The sequence below is a fragment of the Streptomyces katrae genome (genome assembly GCF_002028425.1).
GTDB classification, from domain to species: domain Bacteria; phylum Actinomycetota; class Actinomycetes; order Streptomycetales; family Streptomycetaceae; genus Streptomyces; species Streptomyces katrae_A.
In genome coordinates, this window is record NZ_CP020042.1 from 6,055,216 (window position 1) to 6,080,242 (window position 25,027).

At 69.7% G+C, this 25,027-nt stretch carries 19 protein-coding genes; 4 read left to right on the top strand and 15 right to left on the bottom strand.

Annotation, left to right across the window (positions count from 1 at the left end):
- The first annotated feature begins 503 nt into the window (after window positions 1-503).
- Both B4U46_RS27510 and B4U46_RS27515 read left to right on the top strand, forming a co-directional pair.
- Window positions 504-7,808 carry a ricin-type beta-trefoil lectin domain protein gene (locus B4U46_RS27510; protein ID WP_123995255.1) on the top strand — a complete coding sequence of 2,435 codons (7,305 nt, stop codon included), beginning with the start codon at window positions 504-506 and terminating at the stop codon, window positions 7,806-7,808.
- Window positions 7,805-8,344, top strand: coding sequence for a hypothetical protein (locus B4U46_RS27515; protein WP_123995254.1), 540 nt, complete (start codon window positions 7,805-7,807; stop codon window positions 8,342-8,344). The genes B4U46_RS27510 and B4U46_RS27515 overlap by 4 nt, the downstream gene beginning before the upstream one ends.
- A 437-nt stretch (window positions 8,345-8,781) precedes the next feature.
- Here B4U46_RS27515 and B4U46_RS27520 read toward each other — a convergent pair whose 3' ends face one another.
- From B4U46_RS27520 to B4U46_RS27590, 15 genes are all read right to left on the bottom strand, one after another.
- The gene (locus tag B4U46_RS27520) at window positions 8,782-9,102 is read right to left on the bottom strand and encodes an IclR family transcriptional regulator C-terminal domain-containing protein (RefSeq protein WP_079430328.1); all 321 of its coding nucleotides are present in this window, start codon (window positions 9,100-9,102) and stop codon (window positions 8,782-8,784) included.
- Between the two features lie 472 nt (window positions 9,103-9,574).
- Entirely contained in the window at window positions 9,575-10,339 is a 765-nt protein-coding gene (locus tag B4U46_RS27525) for a sirohydrochlorin chelatase (RefSeq protein WP_079430329.1), read from the bottom strand.
- 14 nt (window positions 10,340-10,353) lie between these two features.
- Window positions 10,354-11,247 (bottom strand): ABC transporter permease, encoded by an 894-nt coding sequence (locus B4U46_RS27530; RefSeq protein WP_079430330.1) that lies wholly within the window; start codon window positions 11,245-11,247, stop codon window positions 10,354-10,356.
- Window positions 11,234-12,028, bottom strand: a complete 795-nt coding sequence (locus B4U46_RS27535) for an ABC transporter ATP-binding protein (protein WP_079430331.1) — start codon at window positions 12,026-12,028, stop codon at window positions 11,234-11,236. Before B4U46_RS27535 ends, B4U46_RS27530 begins: the two co-directional genes overlap by 14 nt.
- Window positions 12,029-12,061: 33 nt before the next feature.
- The gene (locus B4U46_RS27540) at window positions 12,062-13,183 is read right to left on the bottom strand and encodes an aliphatic sulfonate ABC transporter substrate-binding protein (RefSeq protein ID WP_079430332.1); all 1,122 of its coding nucleotides are present in this window, start codon (window positions 13,181-13,183) and stop codon (window positions 12,062-12,064) included.
- Between the two features lie 215 nt (window positions 13,184-13,398).
- Window positions 13,399-14,727 carry a sulfate adenylyltransferase subunit 1 gene (locus B4U46_RS27550; RefSeq protein WP_079430334.1) on the bottom strand — a complete coding sequence of 443 codons (1,329 nt, stop codon included), beginning with the start codon at window positions 14,725-14,727 and terminating at the stop codon, window positions 13,399-13,401.
- A gap of 2 nt (window positions 14,728-14,729) precedes the next feature.
- Window positions 14,730-15,671 (bottom strand): sulfate adenylyltransferase subunit CysD, encoded by a 942-nt coding sequence (gene cysD / locus B4U46_RS27555; RefSeq protein ID WP_079430335.1) that lies wholly within the window; start codon window positions 15,669-15,671, stop codon window positions 14,730-14,732.
- Window positions 15,668-16,213, bottom strand: a complete 546-nt coding sequence (gene cysC / locus B4U46_RS27560) for an adenylyl-sulfate kinase (RefSeq protein ID WP_079430336.1) — start codon at window positions 16,211-16,213, stop codon at window positions 15,668-15,670. The genes cysD and cysC overlap by 4 nt, the downstream gene beginning before the upstream one ends.
- Before the next feature lie 56 nt (window positions 16,214-16,269).
- Window positions 16,270-16,977, bottom strand: a complete 708-nt coding sequence (locus B4U46_RS27565; RefSeq protein WP_079430337.1) for a phosphoadenylyl-sulfate reductase — start codon at window positions 16,975-16,977, stop codon at window positions 16,270-16,272.
- A complete protein-coding gene (locus tag B4U46_RS27570; protein WP_079430338.1) occupies window positions 16,974-17,153 on the bottom strand; it encodes a hypothetical protein in 180 nt (59 codons plus the stop codon). Before B4U46_RS27570 ends, B4U46_RS27565 begins: the two co-directional genes overlap by 4 nt.
- Window positions 17,150-18,856, bottom strand: coding sequence for a nitrite/sulfite reductase (locus B4U46_RS27575; protein ID WP_079430339.1), 1,707 nt, complete (start codon window positions 18,854-18,856; stop codon window positions 17,150-17,152). Before B4U46_RS27575 ends, B4U46_RS27570 begins: the two co-directional genes overlap by 4 nt.
- Before the next feature lie 217 nt (window positions 18,857-19,073).
- Entirely contained in the window at window positions 19,074-19,157 is an 84-nt protein-coding gene (locus B4U46_RS40700) for a putative leader peptide (protein WP_358899165.1), read from the bottom strand.
- Between the two features lie 187 nt (window positions 19,158-19,344).
- Window positions 19,345-19,908 (bottom strand): GNAT family N-acetyltransferase, encoded by a 564-nt coding sequence (locus tag B4U46_RS27580; RefSeq protein WP_079430340.1) that lies wholly within the window; start codon window positions 19,906-19,908, stop codon window positions 19,345-19,347.
- Between the two features lie 5 nt (window positions 19,909-19,913).
- Window positions 19,914-21,200 carry a GAF domain-containing protein gene (locus tag B4U46_RS27585; protein WP_079432019.1) on the bottom strand — a complete coding sequence of 429 codons (1,287 nt, stop codon included), beginning with the start codon at window positions 21,198-21,200 and terminating at the stop codon, window positions 19,914-19,916.
- A 438-nt stretch (window positions 21,201-21,638) separates the two neighbouring features.
- Window positions 21,639-23,294, bottom strand: coding sequence for an acyl-CoA dehydrogenase family protein (locus tag B4U46_RS27590; RefSeq protein WP_079430341.1), 1,656 nt, complete (start codon window positions 23,292-23,294; stop codon window positions 21,639-21,641).
- A gap of 17 nt (window positions 23,295-23,311) precedes the next feature.
- On the opposite strand from B4U46_RS27590, the gene B4U46_RS27595 reads away from it, so the two are divergent.
- Together B4U46_RS27595 and B4U46_RS27600 are read left to right on the top strand one after the other, a co-directional pair.
- Entirely contained in the window at window positions 23,312-24,436 is a 1,125-nt protein-coding gene (locus B4U46_RS27595; RefSeq protein WP_079430342.1) for a YihY/virulence factor BrkB family protein, read from the top strand.
- A gap of 111 nt (window positions 24,437-24,547) precedes the next feature.
- A complete protein-coding gene (locus B4U46_RS27600; RefSeq protein WP_079430343.1) occupies window positions 24,548-25,012 on the top strand; it encodes a hypothetical protein in 465 nt (154 codons plus the stop codon).
- Window positions 25,013-25,027: the final 15 nt, after the last annotated feature.

The following is a 25,027-nucleotide window of genomic DNA, read 5'->3' on the forward strand; positions in this document are numbered from 1 at the left end:
TTTTCCAGGGGCCTTATTTGGCCAGCCTTCATGCTCGGGTTCGATTTTGGACACGCTGGTTCTTCTCCCCCCTCGGGCGCGCGATTCAGCCACCCCTGGGTACTCGCTGGCGAAATGGGCCGGGCGACCGGGTGACGCGAATACCGGCTCCCCATCCGGCCGTTCGCGCATGGAATGTGCGAGCAGAGCATGACGCATCGCACAGACATCGTCACCTGCAAGAATGTCGGATCTGAGCTCGAAATGCCGCTTTTGTTGCAATGTATGCAGGTGGTAAGTGATAAACGCCACACGGTGGCGCTTCCTATGGATTTCCTGTGCGTCACGCCACAGAATCAGCGGACTATTTGTCAGTTTCCTGCCACACGTGTGTCTTCACCGTGGGCAGAGCGTGGGGGGTCCACATGTCGCCGTTCTCGGCGCATAATTTCCGCCTGCCCGGAAACAGAAGAGCGCGCGTAAAACGCGCGCGCCTCGCCGGGCGTACCGGCCTCACCGTCTCGGTGGCGCTGATCGCATCACTCCTGCCGATCCAGGCCTGGGCAGCGCCACCGGGCGACCGCAGTGGCGTCCAGCTGCCGGGCCTCCAGCAGGACATGAAGGCCAAGCTCGACAAGGTCGAGGCGGCCAAACTCGAGGGCTGGGCCGGCGCACCCGTCCAGTCCCCGCCGGAGTACGAACCGTCCAAGGTGACACCGCCCACCGGCGGCAGCGCCACCGTCGCCCTGTCGGGTGACCAGCTGGTCCAGGCCGGCTCCCTGCCAGTCAGCATCGGCAAGGCGTCGCCGACCGCGGAGAACCCGACTCCGCCCGCGCCGTCGGGCACCTGGTCGGTGGCGGTCGAGACACGTGCCGCGACCGAGGCCGCGAACGTCGACGGCGCGCTCATCAAGGTGACCCCGCCCGCCGAGGGCTCCACGCCGGTCGACGTCCAGCTGGACTACAAGAAGTTCAAGGACCTCTACGGCACCGAGTGGGCCACCCGCCTGGAGCTCAAGCAGCTCCCCGAGTGCTTCCTGACCACGCCGGACCTCCCCGAGTGCACCGTCGCCCAGGACGTCCCGAGCACCAACGACCCGGCCACCGGCACCGTCCGCGCGACCATCGACCCGGCCACCGCGCCCGGGCAGGGCATGCGCACGATGGCCGGCGGCAGCGGCGGCCCCACCGTCCTGGCCGCCTCCGACGGCGCCTCCGGCGCGGGCGGCACCTACAAGGCCACCTCCCTGTCCCCGTCCGGTTCCTGGACCGCGGGCGGCAGCGGCGGCGGCTTCTCCTGGTCCTACCCTCTGACGGTGCCCGCAGCTCCGGCTGGGCCTACCCCGCAGGTGAGGTTCTCGTACTCCTCCCAGACAGTCGACGGCAGGACCTCCGTCTCCAATGGTCAGGCATCCTGGATCGGTGACGGCTGGGACTACAACCCCGGCTACATCGAGCGCCGCTACCGCTCCTGCGACGACGACCGCAAGAACATTTCGGGCGCCCCGAACAACGACAACGCCACGGACAAGAAGAAGTCCGACCTGTGCTGGGCGGGCGACAATGTGGTGATGTCGCTGGGCGGCTCCACCACCGAGCTCGTCCACGACGCCGCCACCGGCAACTGGATCCCCGCCTCCGACGACGGCTCCCGCGTCGAGCACAAGACCGACACCACGGTCCCCAACGGCGCCAAGGACGGCGAGTACTGGATCGTCACCACCCGTGACGGCACCCGCTACTTCTTCGGCCGCCACGACGTCGACGGCGCCGGCACACGCCCGGTCACCAACTCGGTCCTCACCGTCCCCGTCTTCGGCAACCACCCCGGCGAACCCTGCTACCAGAGCACCTTCGCCGCCTCCTCCTGCGACCAGGGCTGGCGCTGGAACCTCGACTACGTCGAGGACGTCCACGGCAACGCTATGATCATCGACTGGGCCAAGGAGACCAACCGCTACGCCAAGAACTCCAAGTTCAAGGAAGCGGTCACTTACGCCCGGGCCGGCTACCCCACGCAGATCACCTACGGGCTGCGCAGCGACAACCTCTCCGGCCCCCCGGCCGGCAAGGTCGAGTTCACGGTCGCCGAGCGCTGCATCAAGGAAGGCACCGTCCAGTGCTCCGACGCCGAGTTCGAGGGCAACAACTACGGTGACAAGCAGCCGTGGTGGGACACCCCCTCCACGCTGTACTGCAAGCCCACCGCCAAGGACTGCTACGTCAGCTCCCCGACGTTCTGGACCCGCAAGCGCCTGACCGCCGTCACCGCGTACGCCCAGCGCACCGAGGGATCGACCGCGCTGTCCCTGGTGGACCGCTGGACCCTGGCCCAGTCCTTCCCACGCCAGCGCACCGACACCCACCCTCCGCTCTGGCTGGAGTCCATCACCCGCACCGGGTACGGGACGGCCAAGGACAGTGCTGGGAATCAGCAGTCCACGAGCCTTCCGCCGGTCTCCTTCGTCGCCAACGTCAAGGACATGCCCAACCGCGTCGCGACCGGTCCTATGGACGCGACGCCGGACTTCGACCGCCTGCGTGTGGAGACCATCCGCACCGAGACCGGTGGCGAGATCGTCGTCGGCTACTCCGCTCCCTGCCCGGTCGGCGGCACGCACCCTAAGCCGGAGGAGAACACCACCCGCTGCTTCCCGGTGTACTGGTCGCCGGACCCTGAGCTGGAGAAGCCGCCGCTGCAGTGGTTCAACAAGTACGTCGTCGACAAGGTCACCGAGAAGGACCGCGTAGCGCGTCAGCCCGACGTCACCACTTCCTACACCTACGAGGGTGACGCCGCCTGGGCCAAGGACAACGACGAGTTCTCCAAGCCCGAGCTGCGCACCTACAGTCAGTGGCGCGGCTACGCCAGCGTGGTGACGAACAAGGGTGTCACCGCCAACACGGGCAAGCCCGATGCCACCGAGCAGTCCCAGACCCGTACCCGCTACTTCCGCGGCATGTCGGGCGACGCCGGCCGAGCCAAGATCACGGTCAAGGATTCGACCGGCTCCGAAGACTTCGGTGAGGACCTGCCCCAGTTCCAGGGGTTCACCGCCGAGACCATCACCTACACCAAGGCCGGCGGCAGCGTAGTCTCGCGTGCCCTGGCATGGCCGTGGAGCCAGCAGACCGCATCCCGCCCCCGGGACGGCAACACCCCGCTCAACGCGTACCGGTCAGGCACCTCGCGCACTGACCAAATAACGACGATCAGCGGCGGCGCCACTCGGACCCTGCGCACCCGCAATACCTTCGAGCCCATCTACGGGCTGACTCAGACCGTCCAGGCCGAAGCCATCAGCCCCAACGGTACCGGTGGATGGCAGACCACCGGACAGATATGCGGGACCACGAGCTACGTCCACAACACCGCCAAGCATCTGATCGGCCTGCCCCAGCGCGTCCGCACCACGGCGGGCGACTGCGCTCAGGCAGCAACAGGGGCACTGCTCTCCGACAGCCGCACGGCCTATGACGCGCCGGGCGCCTTCGGCGCCACCCCGGACAGGGGACTGGTCTCCCAGGTCGACACCAACGACGCCAACGGCACAGGCTGGGTCACGACTGCGCGCTCCGAGTACGACGTGCTCGGACGCGTGACCAAGGTGTTCGATGTCGTCGGCCATTCCGTCACGACGGCCTACAGCCCGGCGACAGGCCCCGCCTTCAGCATGTCCGGCACCGACGTGATGGGCCGCACCAGCACGGTGAAGGCCGATCCCGGCCGCAACAGTCCGATCGAGAAGACCGACCCCAACGGCCGCAAGATCACAGCCGCCTACGACAACCTGGGACGCTCAACCGCCGTATGGACTCCGTCGCAGAAGCCGGGAACGGATAAGGCGGCCTACACCTTCTCGTACCAGATCAGCGAGCACGAGCCGCCGGCGGTCACCAGCAGCACCCTTCAGGACAACGGCACCTACAAGCAGACCGTCGACATCTACGACGGCCTCATGCGCCAACGCCAGACCCAGGGCGATGCCCTCGGCGGCGGTCGGGTGATCACGGACACGTTCTACAACGCGAACGGCACGGTCAGCCAGACCAACAACGCCTACTACGCCGAGGGCACACCGACGAAGAAGATCTTCGTACCGGAATCCGTGTTTCAGGTCCCGAACTCCGCCGCGACCGCCTATGACGGCCTCGGCCGACCTGTTCGCGCCACCACGGTCCACTCCGACGTGCCTCAGTACTCCTCCACCGTCCAGTACGGAGGGGACTTCACACTCAGCCGCTCGGCCATGTCCGTGGACGGCAGCACCCCGCTCCAAGGCAGCCGTGCTTCGAAGACCTGGTCCGACCCCCTGGGCCGGACCTCGGCCGTCGAACAGGCTACGGCCTCGGACCTCACCACTTGGAACAGGACCTCCTACGCCTACGACACTCGCGACAAGCTCACGTCAGTCACCGACGCGGCCGGCAACAAGTGGACGTACACCTACGACGCCCGCGGGCGGCTGACCGCCTCAGAGGACCCGGACACCGGCCGTTCGGAATTCGGCTTCGACACCCTGGACCGGCAGATCTGGGTCAAGGACTCCACCGGCCGGACCCAGTACACGACCTACGACGACCTCGGCCGCAAGACCGAGCTGCGCGACGACGCAGCCAACGGCCCACTCGTCGCCTCGTGGACCTTCGACTCCCTGCCCGGCGCCCTGGGCCAGGCCGTCTCCTCCACCCGCTACGAAAGCGGAGCGGCATACAAGACCGAGATCACCGGCTACGACGCGGAGTACCGCCCGACCGGATCGAAGACCACCATCCCGGACGTGCCCGCGACCAAGGGCCTCGCAGGCACCTACACCTCCAGCGTCACCTACACGCCGACAGGCAAGGTCCAGTCCAGCACCCTTCCCGCCACTCCGGGCGGCCTTGCCGCCGAGAAGCTGGTGACCCGCTACAACGCCGACGGCATGCCCCAGACCCAGTCGGGCCTGGCCTGGTACACCGCGGACATCAAGTACAGCCCGTTCGGCGAGGTCCTGCGCACCGCGTCCGGCAACGCGCCGAACCGGCTCTGGACCACCAACTTCTACAACCCGAACACCGGCCAGGTCACGCACCAGATCAGCGACCGCGAGACCGGTCCCAACCGCATCAGCGACGTCTCCTACGCCTACGATCCCGCGGGCAACATCACCTCGGTCACCGACGGCCAGCCCGGCGGCCGCGCCGACCTCCAGTGCTACGCATACGACCCGATGGGCCGGCTGACCAAGGCATGGACCGGCAAAACCGACGCATGCACCGGCCCCAGCCCTACCGATGTCACCCCCGGCCCGGATGGTGACGGCTACTGGCAGGAATACCAGTTCGACGCGCTCGGCAACCGCACCAAACTCATCGACCACGACCTGACCAACAGCGCCCTGGACGACGAGACCACCTACACCTACGGCATCACTGTCGTCGGTAACGGCACCCAGCCCACAAACAAAACCCAGCCGCACGCCCTCGCACAGGCAGAAAAGACCACCCGAACCCCGGGCTCCACGGTCACCTCTCTCAACACATACACATACGACGCCTCCGGCAACACCAAGAGCCGGCGCGTCAACGGCGATACCCAGACCCTCAACTGGGACCGCCGCAACAAGCTCACCTCGGCCACGAGCCCCGGCATCGGAGCCGTCGCGGTCACCGGCGCCTCGGGCAAGTGCATCGACATCGAAAACGCCGGCACCGCCGACGGCACCCCGGTACAGATCTGGCCTTGCAACGAAACCAAGGCTCAGCGGTGGCGACTCTCGGGAGACACCGTCCGTGCCCTCGACAAGTGCCTCACCACCAGCGGCACCAAGCTGGTCCTGGCCACCTGTGACGGCAGCGACAAGCAGAAGTTCGTCTACCGCGCCAGCGACAAGTCCCTGAACAACCCGGCCACCAACCAGTGCGTCGACGTCCCCAACAACGCTACCGACGGCAGTGACCTCCAGCTGTGGTCCTGCAACGCGACCGGACCGCAGCAGTTCAGCTTCGACAACACCACCACCTACATCTACGACGCGGACGGCAACCGCCTCATCGAGGAGACCGGCAGCTCCCGCACCCTCTACCTCGGCGACACCGAGGTCACGGTCAACAAGGCCGGCCAGGCCGTGGACGCCGTCCGCTACTACAGTAGCCCCGGCGGTCCGACCACCGTCCGCCGCACTCAAGGCAAGGCCACCGGCCACAGCCTCTCGGTCCTGACCACCGACCACCACGGCACGGCCACCACCTCAGTCGACGCAGCGGCCGGCCAAACGGTCACCCGCCGCAAATCCGACCCCTACGGCAACCCCCGCGGCGGCCAGCCCGCCAACTGGCCCGGCGACCGCACCTTCCTCGGGACGGGCGTCGACGACAGCAGCACGGGCCTGACCCACATCGGAGCCCGCGAGTACGAACCCTCCACCGGTCGCTTCATCTCGGTCGACCCGATCATCGACATCACCGACCCGCTCCAGATGAACGGCTACACCTACGCCAACGGCAACCCCATCACCAATAGCGACCCGTCCGGCCTGATGATCTACGAGGGCATGGACAGCGGCGGCATCAGCAGCGGCGGATGCGGTGGCTGCAATATCGTCAACCACCCCGATGACTATCACTCGATCGGATTTAAGTCTTACTACTACCCCAAGGATTACGACAGCTACATCGAAATGGGCCCCGTCAAGGTCCACTACACGAGCCAGAAGGCCCTCGATAACGCATTCGCTGCAGTAGAAAAGCACCAGCCCAACCTCTTCAAGAAGTACAACTGGGTCGCAAACTGCATGTACAAGGACGGACGGTGCAACGCCACCTCGGTACCAGTCCTCCCCTACCTCTCCCACGTGATGTGCAACATGGACGGCATCACCTGCGAGAATTCAGTAGACAACATTGGATACATGCTGGGCCTTGGCTTGTATGCCGAACTCGAAAACGGTGGCGAGCTCGAGAAGAGCATCAACAAGATAGTCTTCGGCGGTAAGCCGGCGGCTCGGCCTAAGTCAAAGCCCGATGAATGCAAGAACAGCTTCGTATCTGGCACGCGCGTACTCCTCGCGGACGGCACCAGCAAGCCCATCGAGGAGCTGAAGCCCGACGACGAGGTTCTGGCCACCGACCCCGAAACGGGCGAGACCACGCCCGAGACCGTGACCGCAGCCATCCGCACCGAGGACGACAAGGAATACGTCGACCTCACCATCGAAACGACTGATGGCCCCCAGACCATCACTACCACTGACCACCACCCCTTCTGGTCCGAAACCGACCGTGAGTGGCGCGACGCAGCAACCCTCACCCCCGGCACCCACCTACGGACAGCAGAGGGTAAATCTGTCACCCTCACCAACAGCCGGACCTACCTCGCCCACCTCGTCACCCACAACCTCACGGTTGCGGCGCTCCACACGTACTACGTGTTGGCGGGGGCCGTCTCGGTCCTCGTTCACAACTGCCCCCCGTCGGCCGGCAGTGGCGTTGTCGAGTTCAGTCCGCCCCCCAATGCGACTGCAGCCGAGATCCAGGAGGTCAAGGACTATGTTGCCTCCTGCGAACGAGCTCGCTGTGCTGGCCACACGGCTGGTGGCCGCGTGAGCACCACTGGCACGCTGCGAAGCCAAGCCAGCAGATCGGCGGCGGCCGAGCGCAAGCGAGCCGCTGCTGCAGGTACTCCGTACACAGGTGTCGTCGGGCACGGGCCCGATACCACTTGGACAGGGATGGCTAATCCGCCTGAGTGGATTGACCTGTCCAGTAGGGTAAATTCAAGCCTTGGTGGGCAATCGCTACGTTACCCAGTGGGATTCGTTCCGACTAAATTTAGGTTTAAACCATGAAGCGTGATGATCGGTACTGGCGGCAGATGGTGGAGCGATTTTCGCGCTTGACCAACGAAATGGCCGCAGCGGATGTCAATGAGATCTGGAATTACGGGCCACCAAACCCCGGAGCCACGCCGACGGAGATCGGTGAATGCAGGGAGATTGTCCCTGGACTTCTCGTCGCAGATCATGTGCAGCTGCTGACGGTAGCAAATGGCTGGCCCGGCTTCTATCACGATGTGGACCTGTTTGGAACGGATGATTTCATTCGCGGCGAAAAACTTCAAAAGGCGTGGGAGCTCCTGGAGGCGGCCGATCAGGGGAGCGGTGGCCTTCTCTCGATCGACCGCGCGAAGTTCCTCCCAATCGCTGCAGCGCAGTTTGACATCGACTGCTTCGTGCTCGGTCTTGAAACTGGGGTGGTTAGATGGATTGCAGGACAAGAAATCGAGACGTTTCCATCAATTGCCGCTTTCGTTGAGGGAATGATTCGCTACAACGAAGAAACCCTGACCGAATTGCGGGTGGATCCCTGGCTCGGGGCGGGGTAGCTGCCGCACCCGACGGGGGTACATCATTCCCTGCCTGGCAATTCGAAATTTAGAATGTAACATCCCATTCCTTGCTGTGGAGAAGAACTTCGCGTCGTACGCCGCGGCAGGGTTGACGGGATAGCCTGATGTTGCAAGAGAAGGGCCTACCGATTTATTTTCGGCAGGCCCTTTCTCACTTGATGGATGGGCCATGGCTAACGACCGCAGCGAGAAGCCTCCGCCAGCATCCCGCTATCCGTCCGAGCCGCCGCGGGCGTCGCGATCAGAAGCGTGCGGCACGCGAGCGACCGAAGTCCGCTGGACCGGTTTTCCCCTGACTCCTCGCCGGTACCGATTAGCGGCTCGACGACCTGGCCCCCGCCCGTATGGCCTGACTCGCGTGGAGGGGCGACATTCCCCCGCCTGCCTGTCCGCGCGCGTCCGTGGCACGTCGGCTACTGGGGGATCACGATGCAGGGGGTGCTCGGCGCAACAGGCGGAGGCGGGTTGCTGCCGCCGATGACGAGGGACAGGAGGACGGAGAACCCTTCGTTGCGCAGGACCCTGGCGGCCTGCGCGCGCTTGAGCGGGTCCGGGGTTGGAAGGGAGAGGGCCACGCATGAGGGGTCGGTGCCGGTGCGGATGGGGACGGCCGCGCACCCTTGTGTCCAGGGCGTATTCCTGGAGGTCGAGAGGGGCTCGCCGGGATCGCGGGTGTCGAGTTCGGCGAACAGCTCCTCCTGGCTGGTGATCGTGTGCGGGGTGAAGGCCTCCATTCAGTGCCTGACCAGGTGGTCGCGGCGCTCGGCGGGGTTGGGCTGGCCCAGCAGGGCCTTGCCGATGGCGTGGACGGCTTCCCGCCGGGGCGGTGGGGCTGTCGGCGTACTGGGTGATGGAGGCCTCGCCGTCGGTGTAGGCAGCGACGTAGACCGCGGCCCCGACCTCGTGGCGCAGCAACGCGCCCGCGGTGCGGCCGGAGTCGGCGAGCTTGAGGGAGGAGCCAGTGGGGTAGACGCCGAACGCGACTGGGGTGGCGAGCTGGGTGCGGACCAGGATTTCGATGGCGTGTGCAAGGTGGAAGTGGGATAGCGCGATCTGCCCCGGGAGGCCCTGTCGATGTATCCGTGGATGACCTCCAGGACGCGCTGAGGCCTTTGGGTGGCCTCCAGCTGGGGGTTGGCTGGCTGGAGGCGCTTGGGTCGCTTCGCCATGTGGGCGCCCGGCTTCGCCTCCGAGGACAGGCCCCGCTCAGGCCGTCAGGGCCCGGTGCGGGGTGTGGGTCGGGGTGGCTGTGTCGTAGCGGTGGAGGAGGAGGCGGGCCAGGTCCGGGGCTGCGCCCAGGACGTTCGCCACCGCGTCCGCGCCGGCCGCCCGGGCGCCCGTCACGATGCGGTCCGGGAGGAAGCCCGGGGCGATGACGTACGGGGCCACGGCCACGCGGCGGACGCCCTCCGCGCGCAGGGCGCGGACGGCGTCCTCCGTACGCGGAAGGGCGGCGGAGGCGAACGCAGGCCGCACGGCGCACCAACCGGTGTGCCGCCACTCCCGCGCGATTTCAGCGATCACTGCGATCGCCTCCGGGTCCGAGGAGCCGGCGGACGCGAGGACGACACCGGTCGTCGCGCGGTCCGCCGGGGTGAGGCCGACACCGGCCTCGGCGAGGCGGCGCTCCAGGGAGGCCACCAGGAAGGGGTGCGGGCCCAGCACGTCCGCCACCCGGACCGCGAGGTCGGGCAGGCGGGTCGCCGACTCCGCGAGGACCGCGGGGATGTCGGCCTTGGCGTGGAAGGCCCTGGTGAGGAGCAGCGGCAGGGCCACGACCTCCCGGGCGCCCGACAGGTACAGGGAGGCCAGGGCCTGGGAGACGGTGGGACCGTTGAAGTCCAGGAAGGCCGTCTCCACCCGCAGCCCCGGCCGCAGCGAGCGGACGCGCCCGACGAGGGCGTGCACGGTCGCCGCGTGCCGCGGGTCGCGGCTGCCGTGGGCTATGACCAGGAGGGCGGGGGAGGACATGGGACTCTCGGGTTTCAGTTCTTGACCAGCAGGCCGCGGCTGCGCAGGACCCAGCGCTCGACCGGGCTGAAGATCAGCAGGTCGATGGCGATGCCCACGACCAGGATCAGGACGATCGCGAGGAACACGCCCGGCAGGTCGATGTTGTTGCGGCCGTTCTCCAGCAGCTGGCCGAGGCCGAGGCCCAGGTCGGGGGAGCTGGCGATGATCTCGGCGGCCATCAGGGAGCGCCAGGAGAAGGCCCAGCCCTGCTTGAGGCCGGCGACGTAGCCCGGCAGGGCGGCCGGCATGACGACGTGCCAGGCGCCGCGCAGGCCGGTGGCGCCCAGGGTGCGGCCGGCCCGCAGGAACAGCGGCGGGACCTGGTCGATGCCGGAGACGAGACCGTTGGCGATGGACGGGACGGCGCCCAGCAGGATCACCGTGTACATCATGGCGTCGTTGAGGCCGAACCAGAGCACCGCCGGCGGCACCCAGGCGACCGAGGGCAGGGACTGCAGGCCCTGGAGGATCGGGCCGATCGCGGCGCGGACGAACTTCACCCGCGCCACCAGCAGGCCCAGCGGGGTGCCGATGGCCAGGGCGAGAAGGAAGCCGAGCAGACCGCGGGAGACCGAGGTCCAGATGACGTCGAGGAGCGTGCCCTTGAGCCACATCGCGGACAGGCTGTCCCAGACGGCGGAAAGGGCCGGGAGCTTGGTCTCGTCGGTGACCTTCGCCGAGACCAGGACCTGCCAGACCACCAGCACCAGGCCGACGGCCAGGAGCGGGGGCAGGACCTTCTTGGTCAGGACCTCGCGCACCGGGGTGCGGTGGGTCTGGACCGCGTCGAGGGCGTCGAGGCCGGCCTCCAGGCCGGCCAGGTCGTCGCCCTTCGCCGCCTTGGGGGTGGTGTCAGTGCTGGCCATGGCGGCGGATCTCCCCACGCAGGTGTTCAGTGATCTCGAGGGACAGCTCGGCTACGTCCGCGTCCTCGATGCGGCGCGGCTGGGGGATGTCGACGGTCCATTCCCTGGCGACCCGGCCGGGGCGGGAGGAGAGGAGGACGACGCGCTGGGCGAGGCGGACGGCCTCGCGGACGTTGTGGGTGACGAAGAGGACCGAGAGCCCGGTCTCAGCCCAGATGCGGGTGAGTTCGCCGTGGAGGACGTCGCGGGTGATGGCGTCGAGGGCCGCGAACGGCTCGTCCATGAGGAGGAGGCGGCTGTCCTGGGCGAGGGCCCGGGCGAGGGCGACGCGCTGGCGCATGCCGCCGGAGAGTTCGTGGACGCGCTTGCCGTGGGCGCCGCCGAGCCGGACCAGCTCCAGCAGCCGTTCGGCCTCCGGCTTGCGGTCGGCCTTGGCCACCCCGCGCAGCCGCAGCGCCAGCTCGATGTTCTTCCCGGCCGTCAGCCAGGGGAACAGGGCGTGCTCCTGGAACATCAGCGCCGGACGGCCGCCGGGGGTCTCGATCGACCCCGCGGACGGCTTGTCCAGACCCGCGACCAGGTTCAGCAGGGTGGACTTGCCGCACCCCGACGCCCCCAGGAGGGTGACGAACTCGCCGGGAGCGACATCGAGGCTGATGTCGTCCAGGACGAGCTGCGATCCGGCCGGGCCGGAGAAGGACTTCGAGACGTGCTCGATGCGGGCGGCGTGCGTCTGCTCCGCAGCCGCGCCCTCGGCAGCCTTGGCGAGCATGGTGGCCATGGTCGTCACCTCCTGGGTTTGCTGGACTACGGGTTACTTGGCGCCGAGGCCGGCGTCGGAGACCTCGGGCTTTCCGGCGGTCTTGAGGACCTTGTTGAGGAGGGTGAGGTCGTAGATGCCGGTGAGGTCGGGCTTGTCCAGGAGCTTGGCCTTGACGGCCCAGTCGGACTCGGTCTTCAGGGTGCCCGCGAGGGGGTCGTCGGTGACGAGGATGGACTGCCAGGCCGGGTCGAGGACCTTGGCGTCGAGTTCCTTGCCGCTGTCGGCCTTGAGCTTGGCGTTGGCGGAGGCCTTGGCCTTCTCGGGGTTGGCGTTGATCCACTCGTTGGTCTTGACGGTGCCGCGCAGGACGGCCTCGACGACGTCGGCGTGTTCCTTGAGGAACTTCTGGGACACGATGACGTTGGTGATGACGAACTTCTTGTCGGGCCACAGGGAGGTCTCGTCGAGGAGGACGGAGCCGCCGTCGGAGACGAGCTTGGAGGCGGTGGGTTCGGGGACCCAGGCGCCGTCGATGGAGCCCTGCTTGAAGGCGTCGGGGGTGACCTTGTTGTCGGTGCGGACGACGGAGACGTCGCCCTTGCCGGATTCGGGGTCGACCGTCCAGCCCTTCTCGGCGATCCAGTTGAGGAAGGCGACGTCCTGGGTGTTGCCCTTCTGCGGGGTGGCGATCTTCTTGCCCTTGAGGTCGTCGAGGGTCTTGATCTTGTCGGGGTTGACGACGAGCTTGACGCCGCCGGAGGCGGAGCCGGAGATGATCCGCAGGTTGGAGCCCTTGGACTTGACGTAGCCGTTGATGGAGGGGGAGGGGCCGATGAAGCCGATGTCGAGGGAGCCGCCGTTGAGGGCTTCGATCTCGGAGGGGCCGGCGTTGAAGGTCTGCGGCTTGATCTGGGTGGCGCCGAGTTCCTTGGCGATGAGGCCTTCCTGGAGGCCGACCAGGGCGGTGGCGTGGGTCAGGTTCGGGAAGTACCCGATGCGGACCTCGGACGCCGAGAGCTTCGCGCCACCGTCGGCGGTGGCGCCGGCCGCCTTGTTCTCCGGCTTCTCGGCCTGGGAGCCGTAGCCGCAGGAGGCGAGGGCGCCGATCAGCAGCGGCAGGGCGGTGGCGGCGACGGCGCCGCGGCGGAGCAGGGTCTTGTGGATGGCAGGCACGGGAGGACTTCCTCTCGGCGCGCCGTCAGTCGGTTACGGCGCGGTTCTTCGGCGGTGGTGCGGGGGCGGGCAGGCGTGGGGGCGAAGGCGGGACGCCGACGGCAGTCCGGTCAGCACGCACATCGGGCCACTCCGCCCTGGCCGCTGCCGAGGGCGCCGCTTCCCACGCGGCCGCCCTCCTTGGCGAAGCTGGTGTACATGTCGGTCCGCATGGCCTAGAAGTCCCAGCCTTCCTCGTCCGCCGGTACCGCTTCGGCCTTGGAGGCGAAGGACTCGCCCGCCATGCCCGCCGCGAGGGTGGTGCCGTCGGCCGGGTCGATCAGCAGGAAGGACCCGGTACGGCGCGAGTCGGCGTACGCGTCGAGCGCGAGCGGCTCGGCGGTGCGGACGACGACGCGGCCGATGTCGTTGGCCACCAGCTGACCCGGGGCCGGGTGCTGGGAGAGGTCGTCGAGGGTCAGCCGGGACGGGATCTCCTTGACGATCGCCTTGACCGTGCGCGTGGTGTGCTTCAGCAGCACCCGCGCGCCCACGGCCAGCGGCTGGTCGGCCACGTGGCAGACCGTCGCGACGACGTCCTGGGTGGTGGCCGGCGCGCTCGCGGTCGGCGCGATCAGGTCGCCGCGCGAGATGTCGATGTCGTCCTTCAGCCGCAGCGTCACCGACTGCGGGGACCAGGCGATGTCCACCGGCTCGCCGAGCGCGTCGATGCCCTCGATGACCGAGGTCTTGCCCGACGGCAGGACCGTGACGGCTTCGCCGACGCGCAGGACGCCGGAGGCGATCTGGCCCGCGTAGCCGCGGTAGTCGGGGTGCTCGGCGGTCTGCGGACGGATCACGTACTGCACGGGGAAACGCGCCGGGCAGGCGGTGAGGTCGTGGCTGACCGGGACGGTCTCCAGGTGCTCCAGCACCGTCGGGCCGCCGTACCAGTCCATGTTCGCGGAGGGCTCGACCACGTTGTCCCCGGCCAGCGCCGAGATCGGGATCGCGGTGATCTCCGGGACGCCCAGCTCGGAGGCGTAGGCGGTGAACTCCTCGGCGATCTCCGCGAAGACGCTCTCCCGGTAGTCGACGAGGTCCATCTTGTTGACGGCGAGGACGACGTGGGGGACGCGCAGGAGGGCGGCGACGGCGGCGTGGCGGCGGGTCTGTTCGATGACGCCGTTGCGGGCGTCGACGAGGACCACGGCGAGGTCGGCGGTGGAGGCGCCGGTGACCATGTTGCGGGTGTACTGCACGTGGCCGGGGGTGTCGGCGAGGATGAACCGGCGGCGGGCGGTGGCGAAGTAGCGGTAGGCCACGTCGATGGTGATGCCCTGCTCCCGCTCGGCCCGCAGGCCGTCGGTGAGGAGGGCCAGGTCCGGGGCGTCCTGGCCGCGGTCGGCGGAGACCCGCTCCACGGCCTCCAGCTGGTCCTCGAGGACCGACTTCGAGTCGTGCAGCAGGCGGCCCACCAGGGTGGACTTGCCGTCGTCGACGGAACCCGCGGTGGCGAAGCGCAGCAGCGTCGTGGCGCTGAGCTGCTCGGTGGTGGTGGTCATGGCTAGAAGTACCCTTCGCGCTTGCGGTCTTCCATCGCGGCCTCGGACAGCTTGTCGTCGGCGCGGGTGGCGCCCCGCTCGGTGAGGCGGGAGACGGCGATCTCGGCGATCACGGCGTCCAGGTCGGCGGCGTCGGAGTCGACGGCGCCGGTGCAGGACATGTCACCGACGGTGCGGTAGCGCACGAGGCGCGTCTCCACCGGCTCGGTGTCCTTGGGGCCGCCCCACTCGCCGGCGGTCAGCCACATGCCGTTGCGCCGGAAGACGTCCCGCTCGTGCGCGAAGTAGATCTCCGGCAGTTCGATGCCCTCCCGGGCGATGTACTGCCAGACGTCCAGCTCGGTCCAGTTGGACAGCGGGAAGACGCGGACGTGCTCGCCGGGGGCGTGGCGCCCGTTGTAGAGCTGCCAGAGCTCGGGGCGCTGGCGGCGGGGGTCCCACTGGGAGAACTCGTCGCGCAGGGAGAACACCCGCTCCTTGGCGCGGGCCTTCTCCTCGTCGCGGCGCCCGCCGCCGAAGACGGCGTCGAACTTCAGCTGCTGGATCGCCTCGGTCAGCGGGACGGTCTGCAGCGGGTTGCGGACGCCGTCCGGGCGCTCGCGGAGCTTGCCGGCGTCGATGTACTCCTGGACGGAGGCCACGTGCAGGCGCAGGCCGTGCCGGGCGACGGCGCGGTCGCGGTAGGCCAGTACCTCGGGGAAGTTGTGGCCGGTGTCCACGTGCAGCAGGGCGAAGGGCACCGGGGCGGGGGCGAAGGCCTTCAGCGCCAGGTGCAGCATGACGATGGAGTCCTTGCCGCCGGAGAACAGGATCACCGGCTTCTCGAACTCGCCCGCCACCTCGCGGAAGATGTGCACCGCCTCGGATTCGAGGGCGTCGAGGTGCGACAGCGCGTAGGGCGCGTCGGAGCCGGACTCGGTGTGCGGGTGCGCGGCGGTGGTCATGCCAGACCCCTCTCGGTGAGCAGTGCGTGCAGGGCGGAAGCCGATTCCTGCACGGTCTGCGTGTGCGACTCGATGCGGAGGTCGGGGGTCTGCGGTGCCTCGTACGGGTCGTCGACGCCGGTCAGGCCGGAGATCTCGCCCGCCGCCTGCTTGGCGTACAGGCCCTTCACGTCGCGCTCGGAGCACACCTCGACGGGGGTCGCGACGTGTACTTCGAGGTAGCGCGTACCGGCGGCGGCGTGCCGCTTGGCGACGGCCTCGCGGCTGTCGGCGAAGGGCGCGATCACCGGGACGAGGGCCTTGACGCCGTTGCTCGCGAGGAGTTCGGCGACGAAGCCGATCCGCTGCACGTTGGTGTGCCGGTCCTCGCGGCTGAAGCCCAGGCCGGCGGAGAGGAACTCGCGGATCTCGTCGCCGTCGAGGACCTCCACCCGGTGGCCCTCGCCCCGCAGCCGCTCCGCCAGCGCGTAGGCGATGGTGGTCTTGCCCGCGCTGGGCAGACCGGTCAGCCACACGGTGGCTCCCTGGCCGGTCACGCTCATCCGCTTCTCCGTAAGTTCCGTGGTGTGCCTGGTTTGTGGGGGGTTGGGGGTGGTCATCAGCCGTGCAGTCCGCACTCGGTCTTGCCGCGGCCGGCCCAGCGGCCGGCCCGTACGTCCTCGCCCTCGGCGACCCGGCGGGTGCAGGGGGCGCAGCCGACGGAGGTGTAGCCGTCCATCAGCAGCGGGTTGGTCAGCACCCCGTGCTCGGCGACGTACGCCTCCACGTCCTCCTGGGTCCAGCGCGCGATCGGCGAGACCTTGACCTTGCCCCGCTTCTCGTCCCAGCCGACCACCGGGGTGTTCGCTCGGGTGGGGGACTCGTCGCGGCGCAGGCCCGTGGCCCAGGCCTCGTACGCGGTCAGGCCCTCTTCGAGGGGCTTGACCTTGCGCAGGGCGCAGCACAGGTCGGGGTCGCGGTCGTGGAGCTTCGGCCCGTACTCGGCGTCCTGCTCGGCGACGCTCTGGCGCGGGGTGAGGGTGATGACGTTGACGTCCATCACGGCCTCGACCGCGTCGCGGGTGCCGATGGTCTCCTCGAAGTGGTAGCCGGTGTCCAGGAACACCACGTCCACGCCGGGGAAGGCGCGGGAGGCGAGGTGGGCGACCACCGCGTCCTCCATCGAGGAGGTCACGCAGAACTTCGCACCGAAGGTCTCCGCGGCCCAGGTGAGGATCTCCAGTGCGGAGGCGTCCTCCAGCTCCCGGCCCGCCCGCTCGGCGAGTTCCTTGAGTTCCGTGAGACGCGCGTCTTGAACGGTGGTCATATCTCGTCCCCTCCAGCGACGTTGGTCTGAACACCCCGGGCCAGCAGCCCGAGGTACTTCAGCTGGAAGGCTCGGTTGCAGGCCCTGCATTCCCAGGCGCCGTGGCCCGTTTCGTTGGGAAACAGGTCCTCGTCGCCGCAGTACGGGCAGTAGAACGGTGCGGCGCGCTCGCTCACGAGAGGTCCTCGTCCTTGGCGCGGCCGACCCAGGCGGCGAAGCGCTCGCCGTCCTCGCGCTGCTCCTCGAAGCGCGTGACGACCCGCTCGACGTAGTCCGGCAGACCGGCCGAGGTGACCTTGAGGCCGCGGACCTTGCGGCCGAAGCCGGCCTCCAGGCCCAGGGCGCCGCCCAGGTGGACCTGGTAGCCCTCGACCTGGTTGCCCTCGTCGTCCAGGACCAGCTGGCCCTTGAGACCGATGTCCGCCACCTGGATACGGGCGCAGGCGTTCGGGCACCCGTTGATGTTGATGGTGAGCGGCTCGGCGAAGTCCGGGAGGCGGCGCTCCAGTTCGTCGATCAGGGACGCGCCGCGGCCCTTGGTCTCGACGATGGCCAGCTTGCAGAACTCGATGCCGGTGCAGGCCATGGTGCCGCGGCGGAACGGAGACGGCTTGACCCGCAGGTCCAGCGCCTCCAGCGCCCCGACGAGGGAGTCGACCTTGTCGGCCTCGATGTCGAGGACGATCATCTTCTGCTCGGCGGTGGTGCGCAGGCGGCCGGAGCCGTGCTGCTCGGCGATCTCCGCGATCTTGGTCAGGGTGGCGCCGTCCACACGGCCGACGCGGGGGGCGAAGCCGACGTAGAACCTGCCGTCCTGCTGCTGGTGCACGCCGACGTGGTCGCGCCACTGGCCGCTGGGCTGCTCGGGCGCGGGGCCGTCGGACAGCTTGCGCTTCAGGTACTCGTCCTCCAGGACCTGGCGGAACTTGGCCGCGCCCCAGTCGGCGACGAGGAACTTCAGGCGGGCGCGGGTGCGCAGGCGCCGGTAGCCGTAGTCGCGGAAGATCGAGATGACGCCCTCGTAGACGTCCGGGACCTCGTCGAGCGAGACCCAGGTGCCCAGGCGGACGCCCAGCTTGGGGTTGGTGGACAGGCCGCCGCCGACCCAGACGTCGAAGCCGGGGCCGTGCTCCGGGTGGTTCACGCCGACGAAGGCGACGTCGTTGATCTCGTGCGCCACGTCGAGCAGCGGCGAGCCGGAGATCGCGGACTTGAACTTGCGGGGCAGGTTGGAGAAGTCCTTGTTGCCGACGATGCGGCGGTAGATCTCCTCGATGGCGGGGGTGCCGTCGATGATCTCGTCCTGGGCGATGCCGGCGACGGGCGAGCCGAGGATGACGCGGGGGGTGTCACCGCAGGCCTCGGTGGTGGACAGGCCGACGGCCTCCAGGCGGCGCCAGATCTCGGGGACGTCCTCGATCCGGATCCAGTGGTACTGCACGTTCTGGCGGTCGGTGAGGTCGGCGGTGCCGCGCGCGAACTCCTCGGAGATCTCGCCGATGACGCGCAGCTGCTCGGTGGTCAGCCGGCCGCCGTCGATGCGGACGCGCAGCATGAAGTACTTGTCGTCCAGCTCCTCCGGCTCCAGGATCGCGGTCCTGCCGCCGTCGATCCCGGGCTTGCGCTGGGTGTAGAGACCCCACCAGCGCATACGGCCGCGCAGGTCGTTGGGGTCGATCGAGTCGAAGCCCGTCTTGGAGTAGATCGTCTCAATGCGCGTCCGCACGTTGAGACCGTCGTCGTCCTTCTTGAACTGCTCGTTGCCGTTGAGGGGGGTGTGGTGTCCGACGGCCCACTGGCCCTCACCGCGGTGACGGCCGGTCTTGCGGCGCGCGGCGGCTGCAGGGGCGGCTGCGGGCGTTTCGGGGGTGGCGGCCATGGCGGGTACGTCCTTCTTCAACGGCTCGAGGCGGGGCAGGGGGAGCGGCGGCGCGCCCCTGTCACGCTGGAATCTCCGAGCAGGTGTGGTCGATTTCCGCCCTTTTGTCGGGGTTTCCGGCATGCGAGGGCGGTGTTCGGCCTTCAGGGGGCTTGCAGGGGGTCGACGCGTCCGCGGCGGCGGGGACGGCGGCGACGTGCGGCGGTGGCTGGTTCCGTCAGCTCGCGCGACACATGGCGCTGGACATGCGGCCGAGGTCGACGTGACGTCGACTCACCAAGGCGATTCCAGCTCCATTCATGGCCGAAGCGTGGCACGGGCCGATTGGAGGAGTCCACTACTGTCCATCATGCGGACGAACTGGTCCCGGATTATGAGATCGCGTGACGGGAGTCACGCCGCACGGGTCTTCCGTTCCCGCCCCGCCCGCGCCGCCCGGAGGGCCGGGGCGGCGCGGACGGGGCCTCGTGAAATGAAGGGACGGGGGCCTACGCGCCGGGCCAGGGGCCGGGGGTCGGGGTGTCCTGCTTCTCTTCCGTTTCCGTCTTGAAGAGCTTGAAGCCGCGACGCTGGTAGTTGTCCATCGCCGTGGGCCCGTCCTGGCTGCACGTGTGCAGCCAGACACGGCGGGTGGGCTCGCGGTCCGGCCAGCGCTCCGCGAGGTCCCAGGCGCGGGCTATGCCCACCGACAGCAGGTGCCCCCCGATCCGCCGGCCCCGGAAGGCGGGCAGCAGTCCGAAGTAGATGATCTCCACCACGCCGTCCGGCTGCGGGTCGAACTCCACGTACCCCGCCGGGGTGCCCCGGTCGTACGCCACCCACGTCTCCACGCCCGGCCGCTCCAGCTGCTCCACCCACTGCGCGCGGGTCAGCGACAGCCGGTCCGTCCAGTGGATGTCCTGGCCCACCGAGGCGTACAGGAAGCGGCTGAACTCGGGGGAGGGCACCTCGGCCCGGCTGATCGTGATCTCCGGGCCGGGGTGGGCCGCCGGAACCAGGTCGGCGGGAGAGGTCATCTCGAGGGACCAGGTGGTCAGTGTGATGGTGCTCATGCGCTTCAGGGAACCACACCCCCGGAGGCCCCCGGCGCTCCCCAGGGACCGCCCAGGCCCAGCCGGGCCCGGACCACCGCCGGGGCCGTGGAGTGCGGCAGCAGCCCGGCCGGGTGCTGCGGGCGGATCAGCTCCACCTCCACGTCCTCCGCGAACCGGTACGGCCGGTGGCTCAGCACCCCGGCGAGGTGGCGGCGGACCCGGGAGAGCTCGGCCCGGACCGTCACCGTACGGGTGGGGTCCCCGAACAGCTCCTGCGCCAGCTCCGCCGCCGTCCGCCCGCGCGGGGTCTCCGCCAGCAGGAACAGCAGCTCGGCGTGGCGCGGGCTGAGCTCCTGCGACCAGCTGCCCGCGGCCCCGTACACCGTCGCCGACCAGGACCGGGGCCGGCTCAGGTCCAGCACCACCCGGCTCACCGCCGCGGCCGCCGAACGCTCCTCCAGGCGCAGCAGCCAGCCCCCGGGCAGCGGCTCGGCGACGCAGTCGCCCAGCTGCGGGATCCACAGCCGCCCGGGGCCCAGCGCCTTCGGCAGCTGCACCCGGTCCGCGGGGGCCAGCCCCGTCACCGCCGCCGTCCAGCCGTGCGGGTCCACGGCCACCGCCCGCCCCGGCAGGCGGGCCAGCAGCGGCGCCGCCACCGTCCGCAGCCGCTCCAGGGACTCCAGGTGGCGCACCCGCAGCTCCCGCTCGGCCAGCCGGGCCACCGAGCTGACCCAGGCCAGCGTCGCCGGGTGCATCGTGGCCAGCGGCCCGCTGACGTCGACCACGCCCAGCAGCTGCCCGTCCCGGGGGTCGTGCACGGGGGCACCGGCGCAGGTCCAGTCGTGATGGCTGGAGACGAAGTGCTCGGCGGAGAACACCTGCACCGGCCGCCGGGTCACCAGCGAGGTGCCCACCCCGTTCGTGCCGACCACGGCCTCGTCCCAGTCGGCCCCCACCGCGAACCCCAGCCGGTCGGCCTTGCGCAGGATGCTGCTGTGCCCCTCCCGCCACAGCAGCCGCCCGTCGGCGTCGGCGACGACCATGATGTGCAGGGACTCGTCCAGCTCGGGCAGCAGCCCCTCCCGCAGGACGGGCAGGAGCTCCCGCAGCGGTGAGACCTGCCGGCGCTCCTCGGTCTCGGCGGCCGACAGCATCCGCGAGCGCGTGTCCCGGTCGGGGTGCACCCCGCCGGCCATCATCCGCCGCCAGGACTCGGCGATCTCCGGGCGCGGGGCGGCCGGCGGGCGGTCCCCGGCCAGCGCCGCCGCCCGTACCCCCTTGAGCAGACGCGCGGCGTCCCGCGCGTCCATGGCCGAGATGCGCGCCACGTCGACCGTGCTGCCTGCGGTGTTGGCCACCGGAACCTCCCCGTGCTGAACAGGACGTACTGCGGAAACCGCCGAGGCCGGCGCGCGAGACCCTTCCCCGGGCACGTGCGGCGGGCACCTGCGACCACCTGTCGACCGAAGGGTTGCAACGGTATGCAACTCTCGCCAACCCCCGGCCGTCCGACCGAAACTATCGGTACGCCGCCCAGCGGCGTGACAGCTCCTTCCTCGGGGCTCTTGGGACCAGGGGTGGTGCCGAGTCGGCGCGGCGCCACCCCCGGTCCCACCTGGACGGGTTCGGATCCCGGCGCTGAACGGTTCAAGGTCGCGGTGGTTTGGGGACCGCCGCGGCCCCGCGGTCCCGGCTGGTTTGGGGACCATCCGGGAACCGCGCGAACCGCAGCGGTCAGGGGACCGCGTTCAGCCCGCGATCCGCGCCCGTGCCACCACCGCACCCAGGTCCAGGGTGTGCGGCAGCGTCCCGAAGGCCGCCCCCCAGTCGCCGCCGAGCCGCGACGCGCAGAAGGCGTCGGCCACCTCCGGCGGGGCGAAGCGCACCAGCAGCGAACCCTGCAGCACCAGCGTCATCCGCTCCACCACCCGGCGCGCCCGTCCCTCGATCCCCTCCAGGTCCGCGAGGTCCGTGAACAGGTGCTTGACGGCCGCGTCCAGCCGGTGGTCGGCGCCCCGGGCCAGGCCGATCTCCTGGAGGAAGGCGTTCAGGGCCTGCGGCTCCCGCTGCAGGGCGCGCAGCACGTCCAGGGACTGGACGTTGCCCGAGCCCTCCCAGATCGAGTTCACCGGGGATTCGCGCAGCAGTCTCGGCAGCCCGGACTCCTCTACGTAGCCGTTTCCCCCCAGACACTCCAGTGCCTCCGCCACCATCGGCGTACAGCGCTTGGTCACCCAGTACTTCGCCGCAGGCACCGCCAGCCGCAGGAAGGCCCGCTCCTGCTCGGTCCCCGCGTCGTGGGCGGCCGCCAGGCGCAGGGTCAAGGCGGTGGCCGCCTCCGACTCCAGGGCGAGGTCGGCGAGGACGTTGCGCATCAGCGGCTGGTCGATGAGCGGCGCTCCGAAAGCAGAGCGGTGCTCCGCGTGGTGGACGGCCTGCGTCAGCGCCTGCCGCATCAGCGCGGCCGACCCGGTCACACAGTCCATCCGGGTCGCCGCGACCATCCCGATGATGGTCCGCACCCCCTGCCCCTCCTCGCCCACCCGCCGCGCCCAGGTCCCGTCGAACTCGATCTCCCCCGACGCGTTCGACCGGTTCCCCAGCTTCTCCTTCAGCCGCTGGATCGCGAACGCGTTCCGCGTCCCGTCCGGCAGCACCCGCGGCACCAGGAAGCAGGTCAGCCTGTCCTTCCCCGAGGGGGCCGCCTGCGCCAGCACCAGGAAGGCGTCCGACATCGGGGCCGAACAGAACCACTTGTGCCCGGTCAGCAGGTACTCCCCGGAGGCGTCCAGCGGCTTCGCCGACGTCGTGTTCGCCCGGACGTCACTGCCCCCCTGCTTCTCCGTCATCGCCATCCCGAACAGCACCCCGGCCTTGTCCCCCGGCGGCCGCAGCCCCTCCTCGTACACGTGCGAGGTCAGCAGCGGCTCCCACCGCGCGGCCAGCTCCGGATCCGCGCGCAGCGCCGGCACCGCCGCGTGCGTCATCGACACCGGGCAGCCGTGCCCCGCCTCCGCCTGCGACCACACGAAGAAGCCCGCCGTCCGCCGCAGGTGCCCCGACGGCCGCCCCCAGGCGTCGGTCAGCCCCGCACCCACCGCGTGCCCCAGCAGCCGGTGCCACGCCGGATGGAACTCCACCTCGTCGATCCGGTGCCCGTAGCGGTCGTGCGTCCGCAGCACCGGCGGGTTCTCGTTCGCCTCCCGGCCCCACCGCTGGGCCTGCGCCGACCCCGCGGAGCGCCCCAGATCGGTGAGCTCCCGGCGCACCTCGTCCCGGACGCCGGGAGCCGCGTCGGCGAGGTGCCGCTCCACCCCCTCGGTGAGGGCACGGTCGCCGAGGTAGACCTCGTACCCGACGAGCGGCGGGGCCTGGTTGCTGACTGTGTGGGTGGTGGCTGCCATGCGGCTACGGTAAGGACGTGCAGCCAGCAAAAGAAACACCCGAGGGAACCCCGGCCCGTCCGGGCAGGCTCCACCGGGCCCGCGTCCTCTACCGCAACGTCTCCAAGCGCAAGATGGGCTGGCTGCTCCTCAAAGACACGGTCAACTCGTGCATCGAGTACCGGATCCTCGGGCTCGCCGCCGAAGCCGCCTTCTTCACCCTCCTGTCCCTGCCCCCGCTCTTCCTCGGCCTGCTGGGCCTCCTCGGCTACGTGGACGGCTGGACCAACACCCAGTCCGTGGCCAGCATCGAGGAGAACATCCTGCGCGCCGTCGGCACCGTCCTGTCCGACCGGGGCGTCAACGACATCGCCCGGCCGATGCTCGACGACGTCACCCGCGAGGGCCGCCCCGACCTGATCTCCCTCGGCTTCGCCTTCGCCCTGTGGTCCGGCTCCCGTGCCGTCAACGTCTTCATCGACACCATCACCGTCATGTACGGGCTCGACGGGCAGCGCGGCATCGTCAAGACCCGGCTGCTCGCCTTCCTCCTCTACGTCGTCGCCCTGGTGATCGGCGCGATCGTGCTGCCGCTGATGGTGGTCGGCCCCGACGCCGTCGTCCGGCTGGTGCCCTGGAGCACCGAGGTGATCGCCGTCCTGTACTGGCCGGTGGTCACCCTGCTCTCCATCGCCTTCCTCACCACGCTCTACCACGTCTCCGTGCCCGTCCGCTCGCCCTGGATCGAGGACGTCCCCGGCGCGCTCGTCGCCCTCGCGATGTGGGTGCTCGGCTCGTTCCTGCTGCGGATCTACCTCACCAACACCGTGGAGGGCCCGACCATCTACGGGTCCCTGGCCGCCCCGGTCGCCATCCTGCTGTGGATCGGCATCTCGGCCTTCGCGGTGCTCGTCGGCGCGGCCGTCAACGCCGCCATCGACCGGGTCTGGCCCTCGGTGGCCACCGCCGCCGCCCGCGAGGCCAACGAACGGGTCCGCGAGGCCGAGGCCGCCCAGCTCGTCGCCCGGGCCGCCGCCTGGCGGGCCCTGGCCGAGGGGGAGTCCGAGGACGACGAGGACGCCGGGATGCCCTCGGAGTTCCCCGAGCGCTGGTCGAACTTCCTGCCGCCGGACGACTACACCTCCCGCCTGCGCAAACACTGACCGGCCCGGCGGCGGCCGCCCCTCTCCACCCGTGGGTGGAGAGCCAACCTCCACCTGGGATCCACCCCGGCGCCGATCACGCGGACGCGGCCCGTTCCTAGCGTGAAGGGCATGGATATCGCACGTGTTCTCGTCATCGCACTGGTCGTCGTCTTCGTCCTCGTACGCAGGTTCGGCGGGCGGCCCGTCAAGGACCAGGACCGCCTCTGGGTACTGCCCGCCGTCCTCGCCGCCGTCGGCGTGGCCGAGGGCGGGCTGCTCGCCCCCGCCCACCCGGTGCTCAGCGCCCTGCTGCTCGCCGCCGGGATCGCCGCGGCCTTCGGCACCGGCCACCTCATGGGCCGCGCCATGACCCTGTGGCGTGAGCCCGACGGCACCCTCTGGGCCAAGGGCAACCGCACGGTCCTCGCCCTGTTCGGGCTCTCCCTCGCCACCCGGGCGGGCCTCGCCCTCCTCGGCGCCGCCGCGGGCGTCCCCGTGAAGAACGGGCCCCTGCTGGTCACCCTCGCGAGCTGGATCCTGGCCCAGGGCCTGGCCCTGGCCGCCCGCTCCCGCAGGGTCCCCGCAGCGGCCTGAAGGGACCCTCCGATG

Bases quoted from the DNA above. Each gene is read 5' to 3' on its own strand.
- B4U46_RS27515 (WP_123995254.1), top strand. From the start codon at position 7,805: ATGAAGCGTGATGATCGGTACTGGCGGCAGATGGTGGAGCGATTTTCG.
- B4U46_RS27520 (WP_079430328.1), bottom strand. From the start codon at position 9,102: ATGGAGGCCTTCACCCCGCACACGATCACCAGCCAGGAGGAGCTGTTC.
- B4U46_RS27525 (WP_079430329.1), bottom strand. From the start codon at position 10,339: ATGTCCTCCCCCGCCCTCCTGGTCATAGCCCACGGCAGCCGCGACCCG.
- B4U46_RS27530 (WP_079430330.1), bottom strand. From the start codon at position 11,247: ATGGCCAGCACTGACACCACCCCCAAGGCGGCGAAGGGCGACGACCTG.
- B4U46_RS27535 (WP_079430331.1), bottom strand. From the start codon at position 12,028: ATGGCCACCATGCTCGCCAAGGCTGCCGAGGGCGCGGCTGCGGAGCAG.
- B4U46_RS27550 (WP_079430334.1), bottom strand. From the start codon at position 14,727: ATGACCACCACCACCGAGCAGCTCAGCGCCACGACGCTGCTGCGCTTC.
- cysD (WP_079430335.1), bottom strand. From the start codon at position 15,671: ATGACCACCGCCGCGCACCCGCACACCGAGTCCGGCTCCGACGCGCCC.
- cysC (WP_079430336.1), bottom strand. From the start codon at position 16,213: ATGAGCGTGACCGGCCAGGGAGCCACCGTGTGGCTGACCGGTCTGCCC.
- B4U46_RS27565 (WP_079430337.1), bottom strand. From the start codon at position 16,977: ATGACCACCGTTCAAGACGCGCGTCTCACGGAACTCAAGGAACTCGCC.
- B4U46_RS27575 (WP_079430339.1), bottom strand. From the start codon at position 18,856: ATGGCCGCCACCCCCGAAACGCCCGCAGCCGCCCCTGCAGCCGCCGCG.
- B4U46_RS40700 (WP_358899165.1), bottom strand. From the start codon at position 19,157: ATGAATGGAGCTGGAATCGCCTTGGTGAGTCGACGTCACGTCGACCTC.
- B4U46_RS27580 (WP_079430340.1), bottom strand. From the start codon at position 19,908: ATGAGCACCATCACACTGACCACCTGGTCCCTCGAGATGACCTCTCCC.
- B4U46_RS27585 (WP_079432019.1), bottom strand. From the start codon at position 21,200: ATGGACGCGCGGGACGCCGCGCGTCTGCTCAAGGGGGTACGGGCGGCG.
- B4U46_RS27590 (WP_079430341.1), bottom strand. From the start codon at position 23,294: ATGGCAGCCACCACCCACACAGTCAGCAACCAGGCCCCGCCGCTCGTC.
- B4U46_RS27600 (WP_079430343.1), top strand. From the start codon at position 24,548: ATGGATATCGCACGTGTTCTCGTCATCGCACTGGTCGTCGTCTTCGTC.